The sequence below is a fragment of the Fannyhessea sp. C0108B2 genome (assembly GCF_056583915.1).
In genome coordinates, this window is the sequence record NZ_JBWPJQ010000001.1 from 21956 (window position 1) to 42797 (window position 20842).

Annotated in this window: 19 protein-coding genes; 18 read left to right on the forward strand and 1 reads right to left on the reverse strand. The window is 42.7% G+C overall.

Features of this window, described 5'->3' with window-relative positions:
* Window positions 1-2 precede the first annotated feature (2 nt).
* The 5 genes from AC1DBT_RS00115 to holA all read left to right on the forward strand — a co-directional run bounded on the left by AC1DBT_RS00115 (window position 3) and on the right by holA (window position 5529).
* Window positions 3-326, forward strand: coding sequence for a DNA-directed RNA polymerase subunit omega (locus tag AC1DBT_RS00115; protein WP_311430904.1), 324 nt, complete (start codon window positions 3-5; stop codon window positions 324-326).
* A gap of 85 nt (window positions 327-411) precedes the next feature.
* Window positions 412-1710: a tRNA sulfurtransferase gene (locus AC1DBT_RS00120; RefSeq protein WP_480018109.1), complete on the forward strand. Its 1299-nt coding sequence runs from the start codon at window positions 412-414 to the stop codon at window positions 1708-1710.
* A 196-nt stretch (window positions 1711-1906) separates the two neighbouring features.
* Window positions 1907-2746 (forward strand): helix-hairpin-helix domain-containing protein, encoded by an 840-nt coding sequence (locus AC1DBT_RS00125; RefSeq protein ID WP_480018110.1) that lies wholly within the window; start codon window positions 1907-1909, stop codon window positions 2744-2746.
* A gap of 430 nt (window positions 2747-3176) precedes the next feature.
* Entirely contained in the window at window positions 3177-4433 is a 1257-nt protein-coding gene (locus AC1DBT_RS00130; RefSeq protein ID WP_480018111.1) for a ComEC/Rec2 family competence protein, read from the forward strand.
* A gap of 85 nt (window positions 4434-4518) precedes the next feature.
* Complete coding sequence (gene holA, locus AC1DBT_RS00135; protein ID WP_480018112.1) at window positions 4519-5529, forward strand: DNA polymerase III subunit delta; 1011 nt, start codon at window positions 4519-4521, stop codon at window positions 5527-5529.
* Window positions 5530-5660: 131 nt separating this feature from the next.
* Here holA and rpsT read toward each other — a convergent pair whose 3' ends face one another.
* A complete protein-coding gene (rpsT, locus tag AC1DBT_RS00140) occupies window positions 5661-5927 on the reverse strand; it encodes a 30S ribosomal protein S20 (RefSeq protein ID WP_006302875.1) in 267 nt (88 codons plus the stop codon).
* Window positions 5928-6068: 141 nt separating this feature from the next.
* Between rpsT and lepA the strand changes: the two genes are divergently transcribed.
* From lepA to AC1DBT_RS00205, 13 genes are all read left to right on the forward strand, one after another.
* Window positions 6069-7883 carry a translation elongation factor 4 gene (gene lepA, locus AC1DBT_RS00145; protein ID WP_480018113.1) on the forward strand — a complete coding sequence of 605 codons (1815 nt, stop codon included), beginning with the start codon at window positions 6069-6071 and terminating at the stop codon, window positions 7881-7883.
* A 75-nt stretch (window positions 7884-7958) separates the two neighbouring features.
* Complete coding sequence (locus tag AC1DBT_RS00150) at window positions 7959-9131, forward strand: tRNA dihydrouridine synthase (RefSeq protein ID WP_480018114.1); 1173 nt, start codon at window positions 7959-7961, stop codon at window positions 9129-9131.
* Between the two features lie 4 nt (window positions 9132-9135).
* The gene (locus tag AC1DBT_RS00155; RefSeq protein WP_480018115.1) at window positions 9136-10395 is read left to right on the forward strand and encodes a coproporphyrinogen-III oxidase family protein; all 1260 of its coding nucleotides are present in this window, start codon (window positions 9136-9138) and stop codon (window positions 10393-10395) included.
* An 86-nt stretch (window positions 10396-10481) separates the two neighbouring features.
* Window positions 10482-11609, forward strand: coding sequence for a DnaJ domain-containing protein (locus AC1DBT_RS00160; protein WP_480018116.1), 1128 nt, complete (start codon window positions 10482-10484; stop codon window positions 11607-11609).
* 32 nt (window positions 11610-11641) lie between these two features.
* Complete coding sequence (locus AC1DBT_RS00165) at window positions 11642-12727, forward strand: DnaJ C-terminal domain-containing protein (RefSeq protein WP_480018117.1); 1086 nt, start codon at window positions 11642-11644, stop codon at window positions 12725-12727.
* Window positions 12727-13992 carry a tRNA (N(6)-L-threonylcarbamoyladenosine(37)-C(2))-methylthiotransferase MtaB gene (gene mtaB, locus AC1DBT_RS00170; RefSeq protein WP_480018118.1) on the forward strand — a complete coding sequence of 422 codons (1266 nt, stop codon included), beginning with the start codon at window positions 12727-12729 and terminating at the stop codon, window positions 13990-13992. Before AC1DBT_RS00165 ends, mtaB begins: the two co-directional genes overlap by 1 nt.
* A 79-nt stretch (window positions 13993-14071) precedes the next feature.
* Window positions 14072-15028, forward strand: coding sequence for a PhoH family protein (locus AC1DBT_RS00175; RefSeq protein ID WP_480018119.1), 957 nt, complete (start codon window positions 14072-14074; stop codon window positions 15026-15028).
* A gap of 88 nt (window positions 15029-15116) precedes the next feature.
* A complete protein-coding gene (ybeY, locus tag AC1DBT_RS00180; RefSeq protein ID WP_480018120.1) occupies window positions 15117-15623 on the forward strand; it encodes an rRNA maturation RNase YbeY in 507 nt (168 codons plus the stop codon).
* A 2-nt stretch (window positions 15624-15625) separates the two neighbouring features.
* Complete coding sequence (locus AC1DBT_RS00185) at window positions 15626-16003, forward strand: diacylglycerol kinase family protein (RefSeq protein ID WP_416436594.1); 378 nt, start codon at window positions 15626-15628, stop codon at window positions 16001-16003.
* 44 nt (window positions 16004-16047) lie between these two features.
* A complete protein-coding gene (era, locus tag AC1DBT_RS00190) occupies window positions 16048-16941 on the forward strand; it encodes a GTPase Era (RefSeq protein WP_480018121.1) in 894 nt (297 codons plus the stop codon).
* Window positions 16942-17062: 121 nt separating this feature from the next.
* Window positions 17063-17815, forward strand: coding sequence for a DNA repair protein RecO (recO, locus tag AC1DBT_RS00195; RefSeq protein WP_311444124.1), 753 nt, complete (start codon window positions 17063-17065; stop codon window positions 17813-17815).
* A gap of 258 nt (window positions 17816-18073) precedes the next feature.
* Window positions 18074-18352: a 30S ribosomal protein S15 gene (rpsO, locus tag AC1DBT_RS00200; RefSeq protein WP_480018122.1), complete on the forward strand. Its 279-nt coding sequence runs from the start codon at window positions 18074-18076 to the stop codon at window positions 18350-18352.
* Window positions 18353-18438: 86 nt separating this feature from the next.
* A complete protein-coding gene (locus tag AC1DBT_RS00205; RefSeq protein WP_480018123.1) occupies window positions 18439-20694 on the forward strand; it encodes a polyribonucleotide nucleotidyltransferase in 2256 nt (751 codons plus the stop codon).
* The last annotated feature ends 148 nt before the right edge of the window (window positions 20695-20842 follow it).

Below are 20842 nucleotides of genomic sequence, written 5' to 3' on the forward strand. Positions count from 1 at the left end.
ATATGGCAATGCATAAAAGTGATACACCTTCTGTAGATATTACAAAGCCTGAGATTAACAGTCTTCTCGAAAAAACAGAAGAGAATCCTTTCTTGCTTTGTGCAATAGCTGCTAAGCGTGCATGCGACATTAAAAGCATGATTCGCGGTCAGCATCTACGTGTAGCTGCAATTAACGATATTGATACCATTACTACAGAAGTTTCGGGAAAAGATCCTGTTTCTGCTGCTATGAATGAGATCAATTCGGGTGACTTAAGCTATCAAAAAGATCTTTTTGATGAGGAGCTTCGCGGTTCCAACGCGCGTGTTGAACATAACTTATAACATGCGTGTATAAGTTTTATCTGTTAAATACACGGCATTATGTCGTGTATTTTTTTGTTAAGAAATGCAAGGTAAGGTTGGTTGTATGTTTTCCCGCGTTTGTCTTATTCATTATCACGAAATTGGATTAAAAGGTAAGAACAGATCTACCTTTGAGCGCCAGCTTATTCAAAACCTTAAACATGGCCTGCGTACTTTTGACCTTGCAGGTGTTGACAGAATTTCGGGTCATGTTCGCATTCGTGTAAAAAATGGCGATTGTACGCCAGAGCTTGCTCGAGCCGCGGCCAAAATACCTGGTGTTGCCCGTGTTTCTCTTGCGTATTGTGTTGAACAAGACAAAGACCAAATTTGTGAAGCTGCCGTGTTGGCGCTTTCGCACATTCCGCATTTTTTAACGTTTAAGGTTCATGCACATAAATCGTCTACCAATTTTGAGCTTCATACGCTAGAGATTAACTGTCTAGTAGGTGAAGCTTTGTGTAAAGCATTTCCCGATAAAAAAGTGCAGATGCATAAACCCGACGTTCAATTGGATGTTCAAGTTGTTAACAATGTGGCCTATGTGTATGCGGTTGTTGAGCAGAGTCTGCTTGCTGCAGGATATGGTGCACTTAATTTTGAAGCGTTTGATGACAATGCAGTATTATCTCTGGTTGGAGTAGGGGGTTTGCCCGTAGGATCTGCTGGTAAAGTTGTGACATTGCTTTCCAGTGGCTTTGATTCGCCTGTTGCTACATGGATGGTAGGACGACGTGGTGCGGTGTGTATACCTTTACATTTTTCGGGTCGTCCTCAAACAGCTGATACAAGCGAATATCTTACTCGTCAAATTGTTTCTGCTCTTGATCCTACTGGTTGTATTGGAAGACTTTATGTTTGCCCCTTTGGTGATCAACAGCGCGAGATATCCTTATGTGTACCTCAAAGTCTTCGCATTATTTGTTATCGTCGCATTATGTTTGCGGTTGCCGAAAAACTTGCCCTCGCAGAGGGTGCAAAGGCATTGGTAACAGGTGAGTCACTCGGGCAAGTTGCCTCTCAAACGTTGGATAATATTGCGGCTGTTAACGAAATGGTGAGTCTGCCTGTACTTCGTCCGTTAATTGGTTCTGATAAACAAGAGATTATTAAGCGGTCGTTGCAAATTGGTACCTACGATATAAGTTCTAAGCCATCTCCTGATTGCTGCACGTTATTTATGCCTCGCCGGCCCGAAACGCACGCTAAACTTGATGCGGTACATGCAGCTTGGGACTCATTTGATCATGCGGCTATGATCGATGAGCTCTTTGATCACATTGAATACATAGATTATGACTCGTGTTATGCATATCACAGCTGTTCTGCTAAACGCACGTATCATCGCGAGCTTTGTAGATAGCCCTTGTAGCTTTGCTTTTTTGGTAAATTTACTTGAAACGTGCACCCATGGCATAGATTTTACCAATATGTGCTGATAATCATGCATGTTTTCAGCATGTTAGCTGCACGCCTTATTTTGTTTGTACGCTTATTCTTTTCGCTTTCTTTGTACGATAGGACTACTGTCTTGTCGGTATCCAAAGAAAGCGATTTTTATGGCTCAAATTTCTCATAAGCGCCACCCTTTAGAAGACCCTTTGAGTGCGCAAGTACCGCTCTCTTGGGACGTATCTTTAGACAATCGGTACAAACGTAGACTCGGTTTGGCTTATGTTGTACAGAATTTCAAAGACAAGCTTATCGGTGCAAAATCAGAGGTCATTGGATGTGTGGTAGGTAGTATCGTTGTTATCGCATGCGTTGGCTGGTGGATATGTTCAACGATTTTGATAACGCCTGCGCCCCTCACATCAACGGACGAAATATCTTTAAGCCAAAGCGCTTCTGAAGAACATGATGATGCTAACCAATCAAAAGACGATGCACAAGCATCGCAAGAAGATACATCACAACGCATAATCATCTATATTGACGGCTGCGTTGCACATCCCGATGTCTATGAACTTCCTGCAAGCGCGCGCGTGAAAGATAGTATTGAGCGTGCTGGTGGCTTAACTGCTGACGCTGATGTAGCTGCATTAAATTTAGCATCTGAGCTTCATGACGGTGAAAAAGTTCATATACCACGCATTGGGGAAGACACAACGCTCACGCAAGATTCAACGGGGACTTCTTCTTCGTCTGGTGATTCATACCGGCAAGACAAAGGCACTTCTACAACGCGCAAAGGACACGCGCCAACGCGTCCTATCTCACTTAATAAAGCTTCAAAAGATGAGCTTTTAGAGCTTCCAGGAGTTGGCCCTGCCATGGCAGATAGGATTATTGTCGATCGTCGTGAACACGGCCCATTTAAGCATGTTGAAGATCTGAAACGTGTTAAAGGTATTGGCTCAAAGAAATTTGAAAAGCTCCGAAAGTATCTCCATGTATAACATAAGCCAGGACAAAGAGGATAAATTTAGTCTTCCTTGTTTTACAAAACCATATATTCCTCCTATATTAGCTGTGTATATAACGGCCCATCTTGTTTTGTTTTTGGTACTGCGTGACGGGCGTTTATATGAAATCGCTCGCGCTCAGAAGCTCATGGTATATCTATCATCTGCATTAAGTTTGCAGTGTAGTTACTCAATAATACCTGCATGTATAGGTAGTGCGTGCGTTGGATGTACTGTTTTGTTATATCGATATGCGCACGTCGCAGCGCCTTGGTATATGTTTTTGAAACGTGCACAAAAAATTGGGTGGATGATCATTTTAACAGCTGGTATAAGTTGCGTTCTTGGTATCTTTTTGGTATACCAGACTTGTGTTCGTCAACATGTATTGCAGCATATAAGCGCTCGTAATGAGCTTACATGTATGTGCATAGCAGATAGTAGGTCAGTGTTTCATAGCTATGTGACACCTGCTAAAATTTTTGTGAATGATAGCTATATGGGAACTTGTGAGCTCATCAGCAAAGAAGCCCTTGAACTCTATAGCACGTATACGGTTCAAGGACAGTTTAAGGCTTATACATCTGATTCCAATAAACTCTCAACATGTGCTCAAGGAATTTTAGGGTCCGTGACTATTGGAAGCGTACACCATGTTCAAAAGCCAGTGGGGCTTTATGGGTTAGCAAGTTTTATTCGTTTGCAATGTATGAATATGCTCAAATGCTCAACACCAGAACATAGTGCACTCATGCTTGCAAGTATTTGCGGATACAAAGAGCCTATGCATCAGCTTGGTATGACTGATTTATTTAGGGTGTGCGGAATTTCTCATGTTGTCTGTGTTTCTGGAACACATTTGGCTCTTTTTTCGCTTCTAATTGCTAAGATGTTAAGCCACATGCCGCTTTCCCTTTTTACGCAACGTATACTTACCCTGTGTTTAAGTATGGTCTTTGTTATGAGTTGTGGTATGCCGCTTTCAGCGATAAGAGCTTGGGGTTTGGTTGCCTGTAGCGTGTTTGCAGACTTTTTTCGGGCGCAAAGACATGTTATATCAACTGTGTCGTGTACGGCTTTGGTTATGATTGCTTTAAATCCTTGGTGTGCCTGCGATGTAAGTTTTATATTATCGGTAAGCTGCGTTATTGGGCTTGCACTTTTTGGAAACTATGTAAACTTTCTTGTTGAATGGGCGTATATAAAACTGCTACGTACCTTGTTATATGTGTGTGCTCGCTCAAAAGGGTATCTTAAGCGCATACTAGAACTTTTGATACATACAATACAAGCAAAAGCTCTTACTTCAGTTCTTCAAGTTGCCTCAGTGTCGCTTTGTGCGCAGGTGAGTACGCTGCCGTTTTCAGTCGGCTTTTTTCAGGGAGTTTCTTTTATAGCGGTTTTAAGTAATGTGTTACTTGTGCCCTGTATGGTGTATGCAGCTCTTTTAGCAGTAATAACCATCATGTGCGCGCCTTGCGCGCCTGTGTCAGAGCTGCTTTTATGCGTAGGATCTTATGCTACGTCGGCAATTTTACTGGCGCTTAAGCTCTTCTCAAAATTTCCAATTGCGTACGTTTCAACCGATGGACTTTCTGCAGGCTTAGCTTTCAGTGCAGCTGTATTCCTTGTGGTTATTGCTTATAAGTGGCCTCGTCCTGGGACACATGACGTATACTAGTCTCACCAATCCAAGCTCACCGTAGTGTTTGAAAACGTTTGTGTGCATATGGGTTTTTGCTGCACCAGTAACGTAAAGGAGTCTTATGGCACAGGAAAACGCCCCAAAGTTGCCTGTATATGTTGCTCTTGGTACCGATACGGCAAAAATGGCAGAGATTGTTCGTCGTCTTAAGCTCTACATTCAGCCTCAAATGAGTTTTTTTAATTGTAACGAATGGCATGCGGTTGATATTAAAGACAGTCAAACTTTGTTGAGCGTCTTTCTTCAAATGCCTGTTTGCGATACAAGGCGCTTGGCAATTATTTACGAGGCAGAAGCGTTACCTAAAGACGTTATTGCAGACATTATAGATTATCTTAAACATCCTAATCCGAGCTGTATTGTTTGCTTATGTATGCAACGTCTTGCAAAAAATTCAAAGCTATATAAAGCTATTTCTGCAGTGGATCCAAAGGCAATTATAAATTGCGAGCCACAAACGGCTTCTCAAGCGCATCGTACTTTGTCTGTACTTGAAAAAAAGTTAAACGTAAGCGTTGACTTTGATGCTGCAGATGAACTTATAAATAGGGTAGGTACTTCGCTTTCTGTTCTCGAAAAACAACTTGAAATACTCAAACACAGTGTTAGTGTGTCTTCAACCGAGCACGTGCATACAGTTCAACCTCTAAGAATTACTAAAGACCTGGTGTGCTCGCATGTAATAAGAACAAATGCCCAGCAACCCTGGGAACTTATCGATGCGCTTGCTGCTCGTGAATGTGCTCGCGCACTTACTTTGTTAGAAGCACAAGCGCAAACGTCGCCTTTATATTTGTTGGCGCTTATCTCTAAGCGCTTACGTGAGCTTATTTGTGCAAAGAACCTTGCCGCGCGAGGTCAACTTGCGCACATGCCTGAAAAGTTGAATGTCAAAAGTTGGCAGGTAAACAAATTACGTGCGGCTGCGGATAACTTTGAAGCTGCAGAACTTGACGAACTTTTGTGCGAATCTGCTGATTTAAATATGCGCTTTAAGCTATCGCGTGCAACATTTACTGATCTGGTTTTATTTGCGCAGAAGATTTGTTCGCCTCGTCAAGGCGAGATGTAAGTTAGTTAAACATTGCATGTGTCTTCATAAGATATTCATAGGTGAAAGATATATACTATAAAAGCCCGAGACAAACGCCCGAGCTTTTACATGTAATTCTTCAAAAAATGTTACAAATGCATACGTATTATTTATGCCTGTAAGCTATTAACAAGTTTTTGTGCTCCGCTCTTACGTTGAGCAGCTTGGTTCTTGTGGATAATGCCTTTAGATGCTGCCTTATCCAACAGACGACCAGCACGTTTTACAGCAGCTTGAGCCTTCTCGAGATCTGCAGCTTCAACAGCTAAACGAACCTCTTTAACAGCGGTTTTGAGCTCTGAACGTACAGCCTTGTTGCGAATACGAGCTTTCTCGGCGGTAAGAATACGCTTCTTCTGCGACTTAATATTAGCCACGGTAGATCCTTTCGGTAACAATTCTTGAGGCCTCTAGTTTTGCATGAAGAAAGTGGGGTTTTCCTTCATTTGACACGGCGAGGTCAAAAAGTAAGTATATCACTTTGTAAAAAATACGCTATCATCTTAGATATGAATACTATGAAAAACAATGACACATCACATATTCGCAACTTTTCTATTGTTGCACACATCGACCATGGTAAGTCTACGATCTCTGATCGTATTCTTGAGCTTACGCATACCGTGGCTGCGCGCGATATGGAAAGTCAGATTTTAGATTCTATGGATATCGAGCGTGAACGTGGCATTACCATTAAATCTAATGCAGTGCGCGTAGCCTATAAAGCCGATGACGGTCAAACCTATCAGTTTAATTTAATTGATACACCAGGTCACGTTGACTTTACCTATGAAGTTTCTCGTTCGTTGGCTGCATGTGAAGGCGCTATTTTGGTAGTTGACGCGACGCAAGGTGTAGAGGCGCAAACTGTTTCTAACGCCAACTTAGCTATGAATGCAAACTTAGACATTGTGCCTGCAATCAATAAAATAGACCTTCCATCTGCACATCCTTTAGAGGTTAAACAAGAAATCGAAGATGAGCTTGCTCTTCCTGCCGATGACGCGGTGCTCGTTTCGGGTAAAACTGGTGAAGGAATTCACGATTTGCTTGAGCAAGTGGTCTATCTTATATCGCCACCGCAAGGCGATGTTAACGCACCGCTTAAAGCGCTTATCCTTGACTCGTATTTTGACGAATATCGTGGTGTCATTGCTACTGTTCGCATCTTTGATGGCCAAATTTCAAAAGGCATGAATCTTAAAATGATGGCGCTTGGAGATACGTTTCTCTGTGATGATGTTGGCATAAAATGTCCTTCTGAAATGCGCGTATCACAGCTTTCTGTTGGAGAAGTTGGCTTTGTTGTTACCGGTCTTAAAGATCCCGAGCTGGTTAAAACTGGCGATACCATTACGTGTGTTGAGCGTCCGTGCGCCCGCGCTTGTGAAGGTTATCACGATGTAAAACCCATGGTTTTTACGGGTCTTTTTCCTACCGATACTAAATATTACGAAAATCTTCGTGATGCGCTCGAGAAGCTTAAAGTAAATGATCCCTCTCTTACCTGGAGTGCAGAGACTTCCGTAGCGCTTGGTTTTGGCTTTAGAGTTGGATTTTTAGGTCTTTTGCATATGGAAGTTGTTAAAGAGCGTCTTGAGCGCGAATTTAACTTAGATCTTATTGCAACGGCGCCATCAGTCAATTATCACGTATTCACTACTGACAAACGCATGTTAAGCATTACCTCTCCTCAGGATCTGCCTGATGTTACCAAAATCGACCATATAGAAGAGCCATACCTTAAAGCTAAAGTAATTGTTCCGCCTGCGTATACAGGAGCTGTTATGCAGCTTGCCATAGAGCATCGAGGAATTACGCAAGACATGGTCTATCTGAGTGAAAAATCGGTTGAACTGCACTTTGACATTCCACTTGCTGAACTCATTTTGGATTTCTTTGATCAGCTTAAGAGTCGTACTAAAGGATATGCATCCCTTGATTACGAGATGGACTCATACAAAACTTCCGATTTGGTAAAACTTGACATGCTTTTAGCAGGTGATGCTGTTGATGCTTTGTCGTTTATTATTCATAAAGATAAAGCTTATGCAATGGCGCGCAATTTATGCGATAAATTAAAAGAGATTATTCCTCAGCAGCTTTTTGAAGTTCCAATTCAGGGCGCGCTTGGTAATAAGATTATTGCTCGCTCAACCGTACGTGCACGGCGTAAAGATGTACTTGCAAAGTGTTATGGTGGAGATATTTCGCGTAAAAGAAAGCTGCTTGAAAAGCAAAAAGAGGGTAAAAAACGCATGAAGTCCATAGGTTCGGTAGAAGTGCCTCAAGAAGCCTTCCTTGCCGTGCTCAACGTGGGTGATGACCAATAACGCGTTTTGCAAACTTGCATAGAGCCTGTGCTTTCCTGTTTTATTATCTATGATCCAAATTGATAAGGATATACCATGTCAAGTGATGTTGAATCTCTTATTTCTGAATATGCGCCCGCTGCCGATTTGCATGAGATTATTACTCCTCAAAAGTCTTTTTTAGATTCATGTAAGGACATGCCTTTTCTAGCAGCACCTATGGCAGGCGTTACCAACAGTGCCTATCGTATTATGAATAGGCTTGGTGGAGCTCAATATACCTACAGCGAAATGGTATCTGTAGCTGGATTATGTATGAATAACCAAGCTACGCGTGAACTATGTTTGCCACACGCCGCAGAGCCTAATCTTATTGTTCAGCTATTTGGCTCTGATCCTGTGCAATTTCAGCGTGCGTGTGTCCTCGTAAGTGAACTTTTGGGTGATAAATTAAGCTGTATTGACATAAATATGGCGTGCCCAGTTCCCAAGGTTACTAAACGAGGAGAGGGAAGCGCGCTTATGTGCGATCCTCATCGTGCTTGCGCTCTTGTTCGTGCGTGTCTGCGCGAAGTTAGAGTGCCCATCACCTGTAAAATTCGGCGTGGTTATTACATGGAGCACGAAACTGCTGGAGAGTTTGCACGAGCTCTGCAAGATGCTGGCGCATCCGCTCTTGCGGTTCATGGTCGCTTTGCTAAGCAACTCTATAAAGGTGAGGCCAATTGGGAAAGTATTAAGCGCGTTGTAGAAGCTGTTGATATTCCAGTTATTGCCTCTGGTGATGTTATGAGCGCTGAAGATGCATGGAAAATTTTGTATAAAACTCAAGCACACGGAGTGCTTATTGCACGAGGTACCTACGGAAATCCGTGGATTTTTGATGACGCGCTTAAAATTTTTAATGAAAAGAAACTGCTGCATAAAGGCAATCTATCAGAGTTGTCTGCTCCCTTAGACGCAGGTTTATACAACTCGAGCGCGTGCGAGCATAATCGCCATGCTCATATAACGGATACACATAGTATTTCAGCTCGACTCAACGCGCTTGAGTTGCATCTTCGGCTTCTTGCGGAAACTCACGCTCATATGGCGCGAGCACGCAGCTTGTGTAGCTGGTATTTATATGGTCTTTCACATGCTGCTTTGTGGCGTCAAAAATTTATGACAGCTACCACACTTGATGAGTTTTTACATTTGTTACAAGCATTTAAAGAGCAGGTACAAGCAGATACCCACGCTCCACAAGAAATGCCAAGTGAGCACTGATTTTATGATGGCATACAAGCAACGTTTGGTTGATAAAGATATTCACGAGTTATATCTGCACATTCCATTTTGTACGCAAAAGTGCGGATACTGCGATTTTGCAAGCTGGCCTTTTAAAAGTACTACCTCAGTTCCTTCTGAGTACGCAGCTGCTCTTAAAGCCCAACTCAATGAACTTAAAGCTGCCAATGTATGTGATCATACTACAACACTCTACATTGGAGGCGGCACGCCTTCGGCGTTACCTCATGAGTTACCTGACATTATTGAATGTGCTTGTGAAACGTGTCCATCATTGCGTGAGAAATCGTGTGAAGTGAATCCTGAATCTGCTTGTGATGATCTTTTATCTCATATGCTCCGTCAAGGTATAAACCGTGTTTCATGTGGTGTCCAATCTACCAATGCCGATGAGCTTAAAGCACTGGGCAGAACGCATACGCCCAAGCGCGCGCTTGAGCGGCTTTGCACGCTCAAAGCTATGGGTTTTAGGGTGTCGTGTGATCTTATGTGTGCCATTCCCTTGCAAACTGATGATTCATGGCTCAAAAGTCTGCATGATGTTATCAATTGTAAGGTAGACCATGTAAGCATTTATCCGTTAACGATCGAAAAATCAACAGCATTTTGGGCGCGCTATGCTCATACGCACCCAAAATTTAATAGTGAGGCGGTTCAAGCAGCTCGCATGGATATTGCACATGATGTGCTTGAATCGTATGGATATAAGCGTTACGAAACCTCAAGTTATGCTCAGCCAAACGAGCAATGTGACCATAATTGTGGGTATTGGAGCGCACAAACCTATATTGGACTTGGTCCTTCTGCTGCGTCTATGTTTACAGCCCAGGCTTACAGACGCTTAAAGCAGGTATGGAAAACATTGCCAAATCTTCCTTCTGATATCGTAAGAGTTCGCATTACTTGCACCGATTCTCGCGCTTCTTTTATTTGCAATCCCGAGCTTTCGCAGCGCAAAGCTTCGCTTGAATTTTTAACGTTGCCGCAAGTTCTTGCCGAGGATTTGATGCTTGAAGCACGCTTGGCTCGAGGCATTGAACCCGATGTTATCAACTATGCAGAAGAAGTGTTAGGAGCTCAAACGCTTCATGCAACGTTTGATAGGCTGATAGATTTAGGACTCATGACCTATAATCAAGGATACCTTCAAGCGACGCATAAAGGGTGGCTTTTGGGAAACTATATTTTTGAAGCGCTGCTCGATTTAGCTCCTATGGAACTTAAGTCTGTTTTGGTGCCTTAAGCATTAAACCATGAAACCATCATCAATTAAGCGTCATATAAGGGTACAATTTATAAGAATTGATAAGATATGCGATGGGAATGTGTATGGCATCGGCTCAAAAAACAAATTATTATGACATACTAGGCGTAAGCCAAAACGCTACGTCCTCAGAGATTCGTAAAGCGTTTCAACAGAAAGCCCGTAAGCTTCATCCCGATATCAATAAGGCTCCTGATGCCGAAGAACGTTTTAAAGAAGTTTCAGAGGCATATGCAGTTCTATCCGATGAGCAAAAACGCAGACGCTATGATGCTTCCTTAAACGGGAATCCTTTTATGTCACAATCTCCTTATGGTTCGCAAGATCCTTTTGCACAAGGTGGGTTTACCACGCCTGATGGTTTTGATTTGGATGATTTTTTGCGCGCAGCTGGTTTTGGATCAAATATTGGCTTTGATTTCTTTACTCAAAACCCTTCGTCTACCAGCTCGAGCGAATCGTTGCACGAGTTTGCATATCAAGATGTTGAAGGAAAAGACATTACGGTTTTGCTGCATCTAGATGATAAACAGGCAAAGCAGGGATGTACCAAAAAAATATCTTATACACATTTTGTTGCATGCGATGCGTGCCATGGACTTGGCGCTCAAGGAGAGTTGCAGACGCTCGACTGTCCGGTTTGTGACGGTAAAGGAACGCTTGAACTCGATTTTGTTATGCTTTTAGGAATGTCGTCTCATACCATGGTGTGTTCGCATTGTAAAGGATCAGGTAAACTGATTCTTAATCCGTGCCTAAATTGCGGAGGTAGCGGACGAAACCTCAAAAAGGATATGGTTGAAGTCTTAGTTCCAACTCATACGCACGATGGTCATCGCATTATTCTTCAGCATAAAGGACACGCAGGTACTTACAATAAACCTGCTCATGACTTGATTATTGAATGTGTTGTTGCGTCTGAGCGCCTTATTGCTGCAGAGCGGCTTGGTGCTCGTTGTTTAGGTTTTGTTATCCCAATTCTTGCGATTGGCTTGTATACTAATACGCTCTATTACAATTTTGTATTTCCTGCAATTCTTGTAATTATTGGGATAACCACTCTATGTAAGCGTGGCATTGTTCATCCTTTAGGCTGGTGGAGAAGCGCAGGTAAAGCGGGATATACGCCTTTGTTGATCTCGTTTTGTTTAACTGTTGTTCCTGTTGTGATACGTAAACTTTTGGGTTTGTAAATTGTTATTAAAGGTGGGGATTTATACACACTATGGCTGCACAAGAAAATTACTACGATATATTAGGCGTTGCACACGACGCGGATGCTAAAACAATCAAGCGCGCTTTCTTAAAAAAAGCTCGTCAGTTGCACCCCGATATTAACAAAGAAGCAGATGCAGAAGAGAAATTTAAAAAAGTAAACGAAGCATACTCGGTTCTCTCCGATGAACAAAAACGTGCTAATTATGATCGCTATGGCAGCGCTGATGGCCCGGCTGGTTTTCACAGTGATTATGTTGATATGTCCGATTTCTTTCGTGGTTCAGGCTTTGATGTTGACGACATATTCAGCTCGTTTTTCTCAGGTGGGGCACGTAGATCTTCTGGAGCGGCTACTTCAAACCGCGGTCGCGATATGAGCATGAACTTTACCATTACACTTGAAGAAGCAGCGAGCGGTTGTAGTAAAAAAATCGCATACGAACGTCTTGCTCCTTGTGACGATTGTAACGGCAAAGGAGCAGCTGCCGACGCTCATGAAGTAACGTGCTCGCACTGTAAGGGAACAGGCGTTGTAACACAAGTTCAGCAATCTATTTTTGGCCAAGTACAATCTCAAACGGTTTGTAATGCTTGCGGTGGTATGGGTAAAGTATTTGATCATCCGTGCGAAACATGTCAAGGCCAAGGAAGAACTCCGTCACGCGAACGCGTTTCCGTTGAGATCCCGCGCGGTATTCACAGTGGTCAAACGATGAGAGTAGCTCACCGAGGTGAAGCAGGCTTGCGTGGTGCTGCTTCAGGTGATTTACTGCTTCGTATTGTTATAGCCGAACATAAAACATTTGAACGTCAAGGTGATGACCTTTTCTGTGAGCTTACCATTGACTCCCTGCAGGCTATTATTGGCTGTAAAAAAAAGGTTTCAGGTATTTTGCCAGACGAAACTGTTGAAGTACATATTCCTTCTTCTTGTGAATATGGCCAACGAATTAGCGTGTCTGGGAAAGGTATGCCACGCCGTCAAAGTTCTGCGCGTGGCTCTCTTGTTGCAGTTGTTCGTGTTATAAGCCCTAAAGGTCTTTCAAAAGCCGATAAGGCATGTATTAAAAAACTGGTAGACGGACGAAACTAATGCAGGTACCTAAGGTTGCTTTTATCAATTTAGGTTGTCGCGTCAATCGCGTTGAAACCGACGTTATTGCCTCTGAGCTCGAACGAGCAGGCTGTAAGGTTGTTAACCAAAATGAGGCCGACGCTATTGTTATCAATACCTGCGCCGTAACAGGAGAAGCTGAAGCTAAAACACGCAAAATTGTGCGTCGTGCCGCAAATCTTGCTAACGTACCTTTTGTTGTTGCTACGGGCTGTGTTGCAAATTTACATGCTGACGAGCTGTCTTCTATTGCCGATAATGTGTTAGTTGAACGTAATAAAGCTCGAGTATGCCAGCGTGTGTTGGGAGAATTTGGCTGTATTGCAGGTTCGGTAGACGATGACGGAGATCTTGTTCAGACGCCCACGCCAACAGGCAGAATGCGTCCCGGTATTAAAGTTCAAGATGGATGTAATAATCGTTGCTCTTTTTGTATCGTTTGGAAAGCACGAGGACCTGCGCGCTCAGTGAGCTGTGAGTCTGTTTTGGCATCAGTTCGATCATCTATTGCTCATGGTGCGCGTGAAGTAGTGCTTACTGGTATTAACTTGGGCGATTTTAGAGAAACTTATCATGGATCTCGCGTTCGGCTTCCCGATTTACTACAGCTTATCCTTGATGAAACACCAGTTGAACGAGTGCGTCTTTCTTCAATAGAGCCGCCTGATGTAACTGATGCGCTTTTGAGGGTAATGGCTCAATCACAAGGAAGAATTGCTCCATTTTTGCATATTTGCTTGCAATCGGGTTGCGAGGCCACCCTTAAACGCATGAGGAGAAACTACACCGCAAGCTCATATGCTGCAGCCGTAGAAAATGCACGAGCCTATATGCCTTCAATTGCGCTTGGTACCGATTTAATTGTAGGTTTTCCAGGTGAAACTGATGAGGAATTTCAAACATCTTATGACTTTTGTGAGCGTATGGGCTTTGCTAAGATGCACGTGTTTAGGTACTCAAAACGTGAAGGTACTCCTGCAGCAAGCGCTCCCAATCAAGTTGATCCCCATGTCATGGCATCAAGAAGTAAGCGCATGCGCGAGCTTGCTTCTCGTATGCGCTATGAACAAGCAAAGAAGCTTATTGGACAAACCGATCGTGTGCTTGTCCAAGGGGTAGGCTATGGTGTTACCTCGGGTCTGTTCGACGTTCATCTAGATAAACAAGCGAGCCTTGATACCCTTATTGACGTGCGTATTTTATCTGTTATGAAAGACGCAAGCCTACTTGTTGAGCGTATCTAAGTATGCAACGTAGCTGCAAAAAGAGCACCAAATTTTGACAGGTTGGCTAACAACTGTTTTACATATGCAAAGGATGGCTATGGAAGTTATAAAAAAAGAACTTATCATTCCATGCGACATAAATCTTGCAGAACTATTTGGCACACGAGATTGTGTCCTTCGTTTGCTTGAATCTCACTTAGGCGTTTCTTTGCGCGTATACCATAATCGCTTAACTGTTGAGGGCTGCGCTTCGTCAACTGACGCAGCATTACATGTACTTCATGAGCTGATAAGCTTATTGCAACAAGATCTGCATCCCTCATCTGATGAAATTAGCCTACTTATTGACGATTATTTTCACGCAGATAAACAAGTTGAATCTTTGGATGCGTCTGTTGTATATACAAGCGGCAAAGGTATCGCTGTTGTACCTAAGACCGTAGGTCAAAAAAAGTATTGTCAGGCAATTCAACATAACAGCATAACTTTTGTAACAGGGCCTGCAGGTTCGGGGAAAACGTATTTAGCACTTGCTTTTGCACTCCGCGCTTTAAAAAATCACGAAATATCGCGCATTATTCTCACACGCCCTGTTATCGAGGCTGGAGAATCACTTGGGTTTTTGCCTGGCACCTTGCAAGACAAGTTAGATCCCTATATTCGACCACTCTATGATGCACTTATAGATTTAGAAGGAACACAAACCGTTGGTACCTGGATTCAAAATCGTACACTCGAAATTGCGCCTTTGGCGTATATGAGAGGAAGAAGCCTTAACCATGCATTCGTTATATTGGATGAAGCGCAAAATACCACACATGCGCAAATGAAGCTCTTTTTAACGCGACTTGGTTTTGGTTCTCGCTTTGTTATAACTGGAGATATCACGCAAAAGGATCTTGCTGGAACAAGTGGACTTATCTCGGCTCAAAAGATTTTAGGCAACCTTGGCGATATTGCTTTTGTAACGCTTGACAGAAATGATATTGTGCGACATAGCTTAGTTGCTTCTATTGTTGATGCCTACGATGCGTTTGAAAAGCTTGGATCTTAAGATCTCTACTAAAACTCGCGTTGTGGGGGAGTCGTAAGGTATATATTGGTATAATAGCGTGTATGTTTAACAAAACTAAAGGTGGATCATGGTGGAACATTCGTATAACTTTTATTGCGACGAAGAAGTAGACAGCATATTAGAAGAAGACGAAATGATGCATATTTGCAGCTACGTTTTGCAAGATCAACAGGTAAAACGTTCCTGTAATGTTTCGATTTCCATTGTGACAGACGAACATATTCACACGCTTAATAAAACGTGGCGCAATCAAGATAGACCAACTGATGTTATTTCCTTAGAATGTGAACGCCCCGATGACCCTGATTTAGCAAACGGAGAAGTTTGCGAATTGGGTGACATTGTTCTTGCTCCTAATTATATTGCACATCAAGCAGATTCTTTCCATATGGCGCATGAAGACGAGTGCAGACTTCTTTTGATACACGGTATGCTTCATCTACTAGGATATGATCACCTAACAGACGATGAAGCACAGGTTATGGAAGCACTCGAAGATCGCCTGCTTTTAGAAGTTGGTACAACCCGTCATGTAGGCCATGTTACGCTTACCAGACATCGTGGGGAAGAGTAGCTATGATCCCTGGCAAACATCCCACACATCCCAATTTTAGACGATCATTTTTATTTGCCATTCAGGGGTTTCGCTCAGCTATTCATCAAGAGCGCAATATTCGAGTTATGCTTGTAGCTGGTGTTATAGGATGTGTATTGGGTTTTCTCGTTTGTTTTGATGCACTTGCCTGGTGTATCTATATTTTGTGTTGCGGCTGCGTAATTTCGGCCGAACTTTTTAATACCTCAATCGAGGCAGTTGTCGACTTGGTGTCTCCGGAGTTTCATCCTCTTGCAGGGAAAGCAAAAGATATTGCAGCAGCTGCTGTTTGGGTATTATGCCTGATGGTTGGTGTTGTTGGTTTAGGCTTATACCTGCGAGCTTTAGGGTTACTTTAGAGTTTTATTTAATTGGTGTAGATCAATACAAAGGAGCAACGTTTGTGTTTACCAGCGGTTTTGTAAGTTTGGTAGGAAGACCAAGTGTTGGCAAATCAACGCTTTTAAATGCATGCTACGGAGGAAAAATAGCAATTACCTCTCGTGTGGCTCAAACCACACGAAGGCGCATGCGTGCAGTTCTTACCGATGACAACTCTCAGATTGTTATTGTTGATACTCCAGGTTTACATAAGCCTAAAGATGCCTTAGGCAAAGAGCTCAATCAAACTGCGCTTGCCGAACTTAAGGATGTAGACGTAGTTGCTCATTTAATCGACGTGTCTCAAGAAGTAGGGCGCGGCGATGCATGGGTTGCTCATCATATTCAACAGAGCTCTGCTCCTTTTAAGTTACTGGTAATTACCAAAGCAGATAAAGTTGATGCTGCAACTGTTACAAAACAACTTGAAGCGGCTTCAAAGCTTGCAAATTATGATGAAACACTGGTGGTAAGCGCACGTAAAAACTTTAACGTTGATACCTTTTTGCAAATTGTACGTAAGCATCTTCCAGCTGGTCCATATTGGTTTCCAGCTGATATGGATGTTGATATGTCCGATAAAGATTTGATTGCAGAGTTTATCCGCGAAAAAGTTCTTAATCTTACCCGTGATGAAATCCCTCATAGCGTTGCTGTTGATGTGTCGGAATTTGAATGGCATCATCATGATGTCTGTGCAATTCGCGCGCAAATCATCGTTGAACGTGAAGGACAAAAGGCTATTATTATCGGAAAACGTGGAGCGCTTATTAAAAAAATTGGCGTTGAGGCTCGTAAGGATATAGAAAAATTATTGGGGGCACGTGTCTTTTTAGATTTAGTGGTATGCGTTGTGCCTTTGTGGCGAAAAGATGCTTCGGAGATTAAAAAATTAGGCTATGTACACCAAGATTAGCCTAGCTTTTGGATTTTTTTGTCTTTTGATGTACACGGTAGGTAAACCTGACATGCTCTTATATAAAACCTATAAACCATGCATACGTTAGCGTTACACGCAAAGCACAGATTGGGTGCTCATGAATCGAAGAAAACTCATTAGAAAGCACGCGCTTATTATTGATCACCGCACTAAGCTCAAAGAAAAAGATAGAATACTCACACTTGTCTGTGATGATGGAACGCAGCGTCAAGCAATTGCAAAAGGTGCTCTTAAACCGGGTGGAAGATTTGCGGGCGTTTGTGAATTTGCTCATGAAGCTGATTTTCTCTTAGCTGAGGGTGCTTCATTAGATATTGTTCAAGAAGCTGTGAGTATTTGTCCGCATAAAACATTGCGCGAGCTCCCTGATGCTTTTGCCGCAGCCTGTGTGGTTTGTGAGCTTGCACGTTATACAACGTTTCCTGATTTGCCCAATCCCTTTATGTTTAACATTTGCTCGCGCGCGCTCAGCTTATGCGAGACCATTAATTCATATACCGCGTTGTTGGCATTAGTTGTTGCCTACACGTTTAAAGTTTTAGCGCACGAAGGATATCGACCCATCCTTTCTTCGTGCATTTACTGCGGAGAAGCTGATATTGCTTATTTTTCTGCTACTTCGGGGGGCAGCATATGTACAAGTTGTGCTCATGATATTGATGGTCTTTCAGAAATAACGCCCTCAGAAGTTCAGCTTTTAGAATTCATGTTGAGAAATGTGTTTGACAAGATCATACATAACGATTATGACCCAAAAACAATGTATAACTTAGGACTTCTGGCACATCAATGGGCAGCTACTCATTTGGACGTGCGTCTTCGTGCGTTTGAGTTCTTTCTCCAGATTTAAAACATCCCATCATAGGGGAGTAAGTTGCAATATGTGGTGTTGTTTATATGACGAAGCTTTCCATCGAATTTATACGTCTATAAATGCTATCTACAAAGCCGAAAAGCATGAAACTGTATGTATTTGGTTAACTTTCTTTGCTTTACAAGAAAAAGATGGTATTCTTTTATAGGTTCGTACCTTCAACTTGGATTGTGGTCTACACCTTGACGCTTTCCCAGTTTAAGGCAAATTTTTTACAGAAAGGTGGAAACTCCTATGGCAGTTTCAAAAGAGCGTAAAGCAGAGCTTATCAAGCAATTTGGTAAGGACGAGAAAGACTCAGGTTCTGCAAGTGTACAAGTTGCACTGCTTACCGAGCGCATTAAAGGCCTTACCGAGCATGTTAAGTTTCACAAGCACGACTACCACACTCGTCGTGGTTTGCTGATGCTTGTTGGTAAACGTCGTAACCTTTTGGGTTATATCAAACGACAAAATGTTGAAACATACCGTAGCCTTATTAAGAGCTTGGGTATTCGTGACAACATTCAATAGTTGTATAAAAAGCACCCACTTTGGGTGCTTTTTTACAGAGGGCAAGCCCTTCTACAATGGGGTAGAAGGAGATAATCGAGGATTTTATGTCAAAAGTTACCTATGAATTCGATCTGTACAACAAACACTACAAACTAGAATCAGGCGAGCTTGCAAAACAAGCAACTGGTCAATGCTTAGTATCATGTGGCGATTCTACCGTTAATCTTACCGTTGTTGTTTCAAAAGAACGCAAAAATTATGACTTCTTCCCACTTACGGTTGATTTTATCGAAAAAATGTATGCCGTTGGTCGTATACCTGGCGGCTATCTTAAGCGCGAAGCTCGTCCAACCGAAAAAGCAACGCTTACTGCTCGTATGATCGACCGTCCAATTCGTCCTTCTTTTCCTGATGGTTTTAGAAACGAAGTCCAAATTGTTGCGATGCCTTTAGTTGCAGATCAAATTCATCCAGTTGATACCATTTGCGTTATGGGTGCATCGGCGGCTATGTATACAGGTGGTGTACCTTTTGAAGGACCGCTTGCGTGCGTTCGCATTGGTCGTGATAAAACTACGGGCGAGTATCTCGTTAACCCAACTTATGAAGAGCGCAAAAACTCTGATCTTGATCTTGAACTTGCAGGGTCAGAAACATTTATTTCCATGCTTGAGGCTGGTGCCGAGGAAATTTCTGAAGATGATATGCTTGACGCTATGGCATTTGGCCAAAAGGCTATCGCAGCATTTTGTGCTGAGCAGAAAAACTTCTTTGCTAAATATGAAGCTGTTAATGGCGTATGCGAAAAGAAGAGCTACGAGCTTGATGAACCCATTGAAGAGGTTCACAATCGTGTGTTTGCTCACTTTGACGAGATGAGTGCTGCCTTAAAAGACGCTGATAAACTCAGCCGTATGGATAAAGTTGAAGCACTTAAAGCTTCAATCGTGGAAGAGTTTACAGAAGACGAGCAAGCAGAATGGGAACTTGCGATTCCTGCCGAGCTTAAAAGTCTTGAAAAACATGCTATGCGTAAAATGGTTGTAGAAACTGGTGAACGTGTCGATGGTCGTAGCGCCACTGAAGTTCGTCCGCTTATGGTAAAAGGTGACTATTTACCGTTAGTTCATGGTTCAGGCTTGTTCCAACGTGGACAGACACAAGTTCTTTCAATTGCAACACTTGGTATGCTGAGCGAATGGCAACGCCTTGACACAATAGAACCTACTGAAGGTAAGCGTTATATTCACCACTATAATTTCCCACCATATTGCACAGGCGAGACTGGTCGCTTAGGCTCACCAAAACGTCGTGAAATTGGTCACGGAAATCTTGCTGAACGAGCCCTTCTGCCCGTTATTCCTTCTGAGGAAGAATTCCCTTATGCAATACGTGTTGTCTCGGAGGTTATGGAGTCTAACGGTTCATCCTCTATGGCTTCTACCTGCGGCTCTACTCTTGCTCTTATGGATGCAGGTGTTCCTATTAAGCGTCCTGTATCTGGAGTTGCTATGGGTCTTATTCAAGAAGAAGGCAAGACAGTTGTTCTTACCGATATTCAAGGTTTGGAAGACTTCCTTGGCGATATGGACTTTAAAGTTACTGGTACCACAAAAGGTATTACCGCCATGCAAATGGACAATAAAGCTACTGGATTAACGCCAGAAATTCTACGTCAAGCCCTCAAACAAGCTCACGAAGGTCGTATGCACATTCTTGATGCTATGTTGGCTGCTGTTCCTCAAACACGTACTTCTACGAAAGAAACAGCTCCTCAAATTATCAGCATGAAAATTCCTGTTGATAATATTCGCGACGTTATTGGTTCGGGCGGAAAAGTCATTCGCGCTATTCAAGACGAAACGGGTGCAACCGTAGAGATTCAAGAAGACGGTAGTGTATTCATTTCGGGTGTAGGTGACGCTGGCAAACTGGCACAAGATCGTATTTTGGCAATTATTAAAGTTCCAGAAGTCGGCGAGGAGTACACTGGTCGCGTTGTAGGTATTCAACCCTTTGGCGCATTTGTAGAGCTCCTTCCTGGAAAAGATGGTTTATTACACATTTCTCGTGTTGCACAAGGTCGTGTTAACAAAATTGAGGACGTTCTATCCGTTGGCGATGAAGTACGCGTTCGCGTTTTAGACGTTGATGATAAGGGTAAAATTTCTCTTGACCGTCTTGATAAGCCCGAACTTGCTCAAAAAGACGAACAACATGCTCATGCACCGGAAGCACGCACAGCTCGTCCATATACCCCACGTGCTCAGCACAAACATTTTTCACTGAAAGAAGATGCTTCTGCTCCTTCTTCTCACAGACAACTGCGTCGTCATCACGAAGTTCATGACGAAGACTAACTAACGAGGTTTGCTTGTTTTTCGTTTGAATCTTTGCAGCAGTTTTAATTGGTTTAACTTTTAAAGAGTCGCATTTTTGCGACTCTTTTTTTTTACGATATTTTCATTGATAAAGCTAATTTCAGGTACAATAAACGTATGACTTTTT

What these genes read in the sequence shown, in the direction of transcription:
- AC1DBT_RS00205 (WP_480018123.1), top strand. Translation starts at nt 18,439, where the DNA reads ATGTCAAAAGTTACCTATGAATTCGATCTGTACAACAAACACTACAAA.
- recO (WP_311444124.1), top strand. Translation starts at nt 17,063, where the DNA reads ATGAATCGAAGAAAACTCATTAGAAAGCACGCGCTTATTATTGATCAC.
- ybeY (WP_480018120.1), top strand. Translation starts at nt 15,117, where the DNA reads ATGGTGGAACATTCGTATAACTTTTATTGCGACGAAGAAGTAGACAGC.
- AC1DBT_RS00120 (WP_480018109.1), top strand. Translation starts at nt 412, where the DNA reads ATGTTTTCCCGCGTTTGTCTTATTCATTATCACGAAATTGGATTAAAA.
- AC1DBT_RS00125 (WP_480018110.1), top strand. Translation starts at nt 1,907, where the DNA reads ATGGCTCAAATTTCTCATAAGCGCCACCCTTTAGAAGACCCTTTGAGT.
- AC1DBT_RS00150 (WP_480018114.1), top strand. Translation starts at nt 7,959, where the DNA reads ATGTCAAGTGATGTTGAATCTCTTATTTCTGAATATGCGCCCGCTGCC.
- AC1DBT_RS00155 (WP_480018115.1), top strand. Translation starts at nt 9,136, where the DNA reads ATGATGGCATACAAGCAACGTTTGGTTGATAAAGATATTCACGAGTTA.
- rpsO (WP_480018122.1), top strand. Translation starts at nt 18,074, where the DNA reads ATGGCAGTTTCAAAAGAGCGTAAAGCAGAGCTTATCAAGCAATTTGGT.
- holA (WP_480018112.1), top strand. Translation starts at nt 4,519, where the DNA reads ATGGCACAGGAAAACGCCCCAAAGTTGCCTGTATATGTTGCTCTTGGT.
- mtaB (WP_480018118.1), top strand. Translation starts at nt 12,727, where the DNA reads ATGCAGGTACCTAAGGTTGCTTTTATCAATTTAGGTTGTCGCGTCAAT.
- AC1DBT_RS00160 (WP_480018116.1), top strand. Translation starts at nt 10,482, where the DNA reads ATGGCATCGGCTCAAAAAACAAATTATTATGACATACTAGGCGTAAGC.
- AC1DBT_RS00115 (WP_311430904.1), top strand. Translation starts at nt 3, where the DNA reads ATGGCAATGCATAAAAGTGATACACCTTCTGTAGATATTACAAAGCCT.
- AC1DBT_RS00185 (WP_416436594.1), top strand. Translation starts at nt 15,626, where the DNA reads ATGATCCCTGGCAAACATCCCACACATCCCAATTTTAGACGATCATTT.
- AC1DBT_RS00165 (WP_480018117.1), top strand. Translation starts at nt 11,642, where the DNA reads ATGGCTGCACAAGAAAATTACTACGATATATTAGGCGTTGCACACGAC.
- AC1DBT_RS00130 (WP_480018111.1), top strand. Translation starts at nt 3,177, where the DNA reads ATGTGCATAGCAGATAGTAGGTCAGTGTTTCATAGCTATGTGACACCT.
- lepA (WP_480018113.1), top strand. Translation starts at nt 6,069, where the DNA reads ATGAAAAACAATGACACATCACATATTCGCAACTTTTCTATTGTTGCA.
- AC1DBT_RS00175 (WP_480018119.1), top strand. Translation starts at nt 14,072, where the DNA reads ATGGAAGTTATAAAAAAAGAACTTATCATTCCATGCGACATAAATCTT.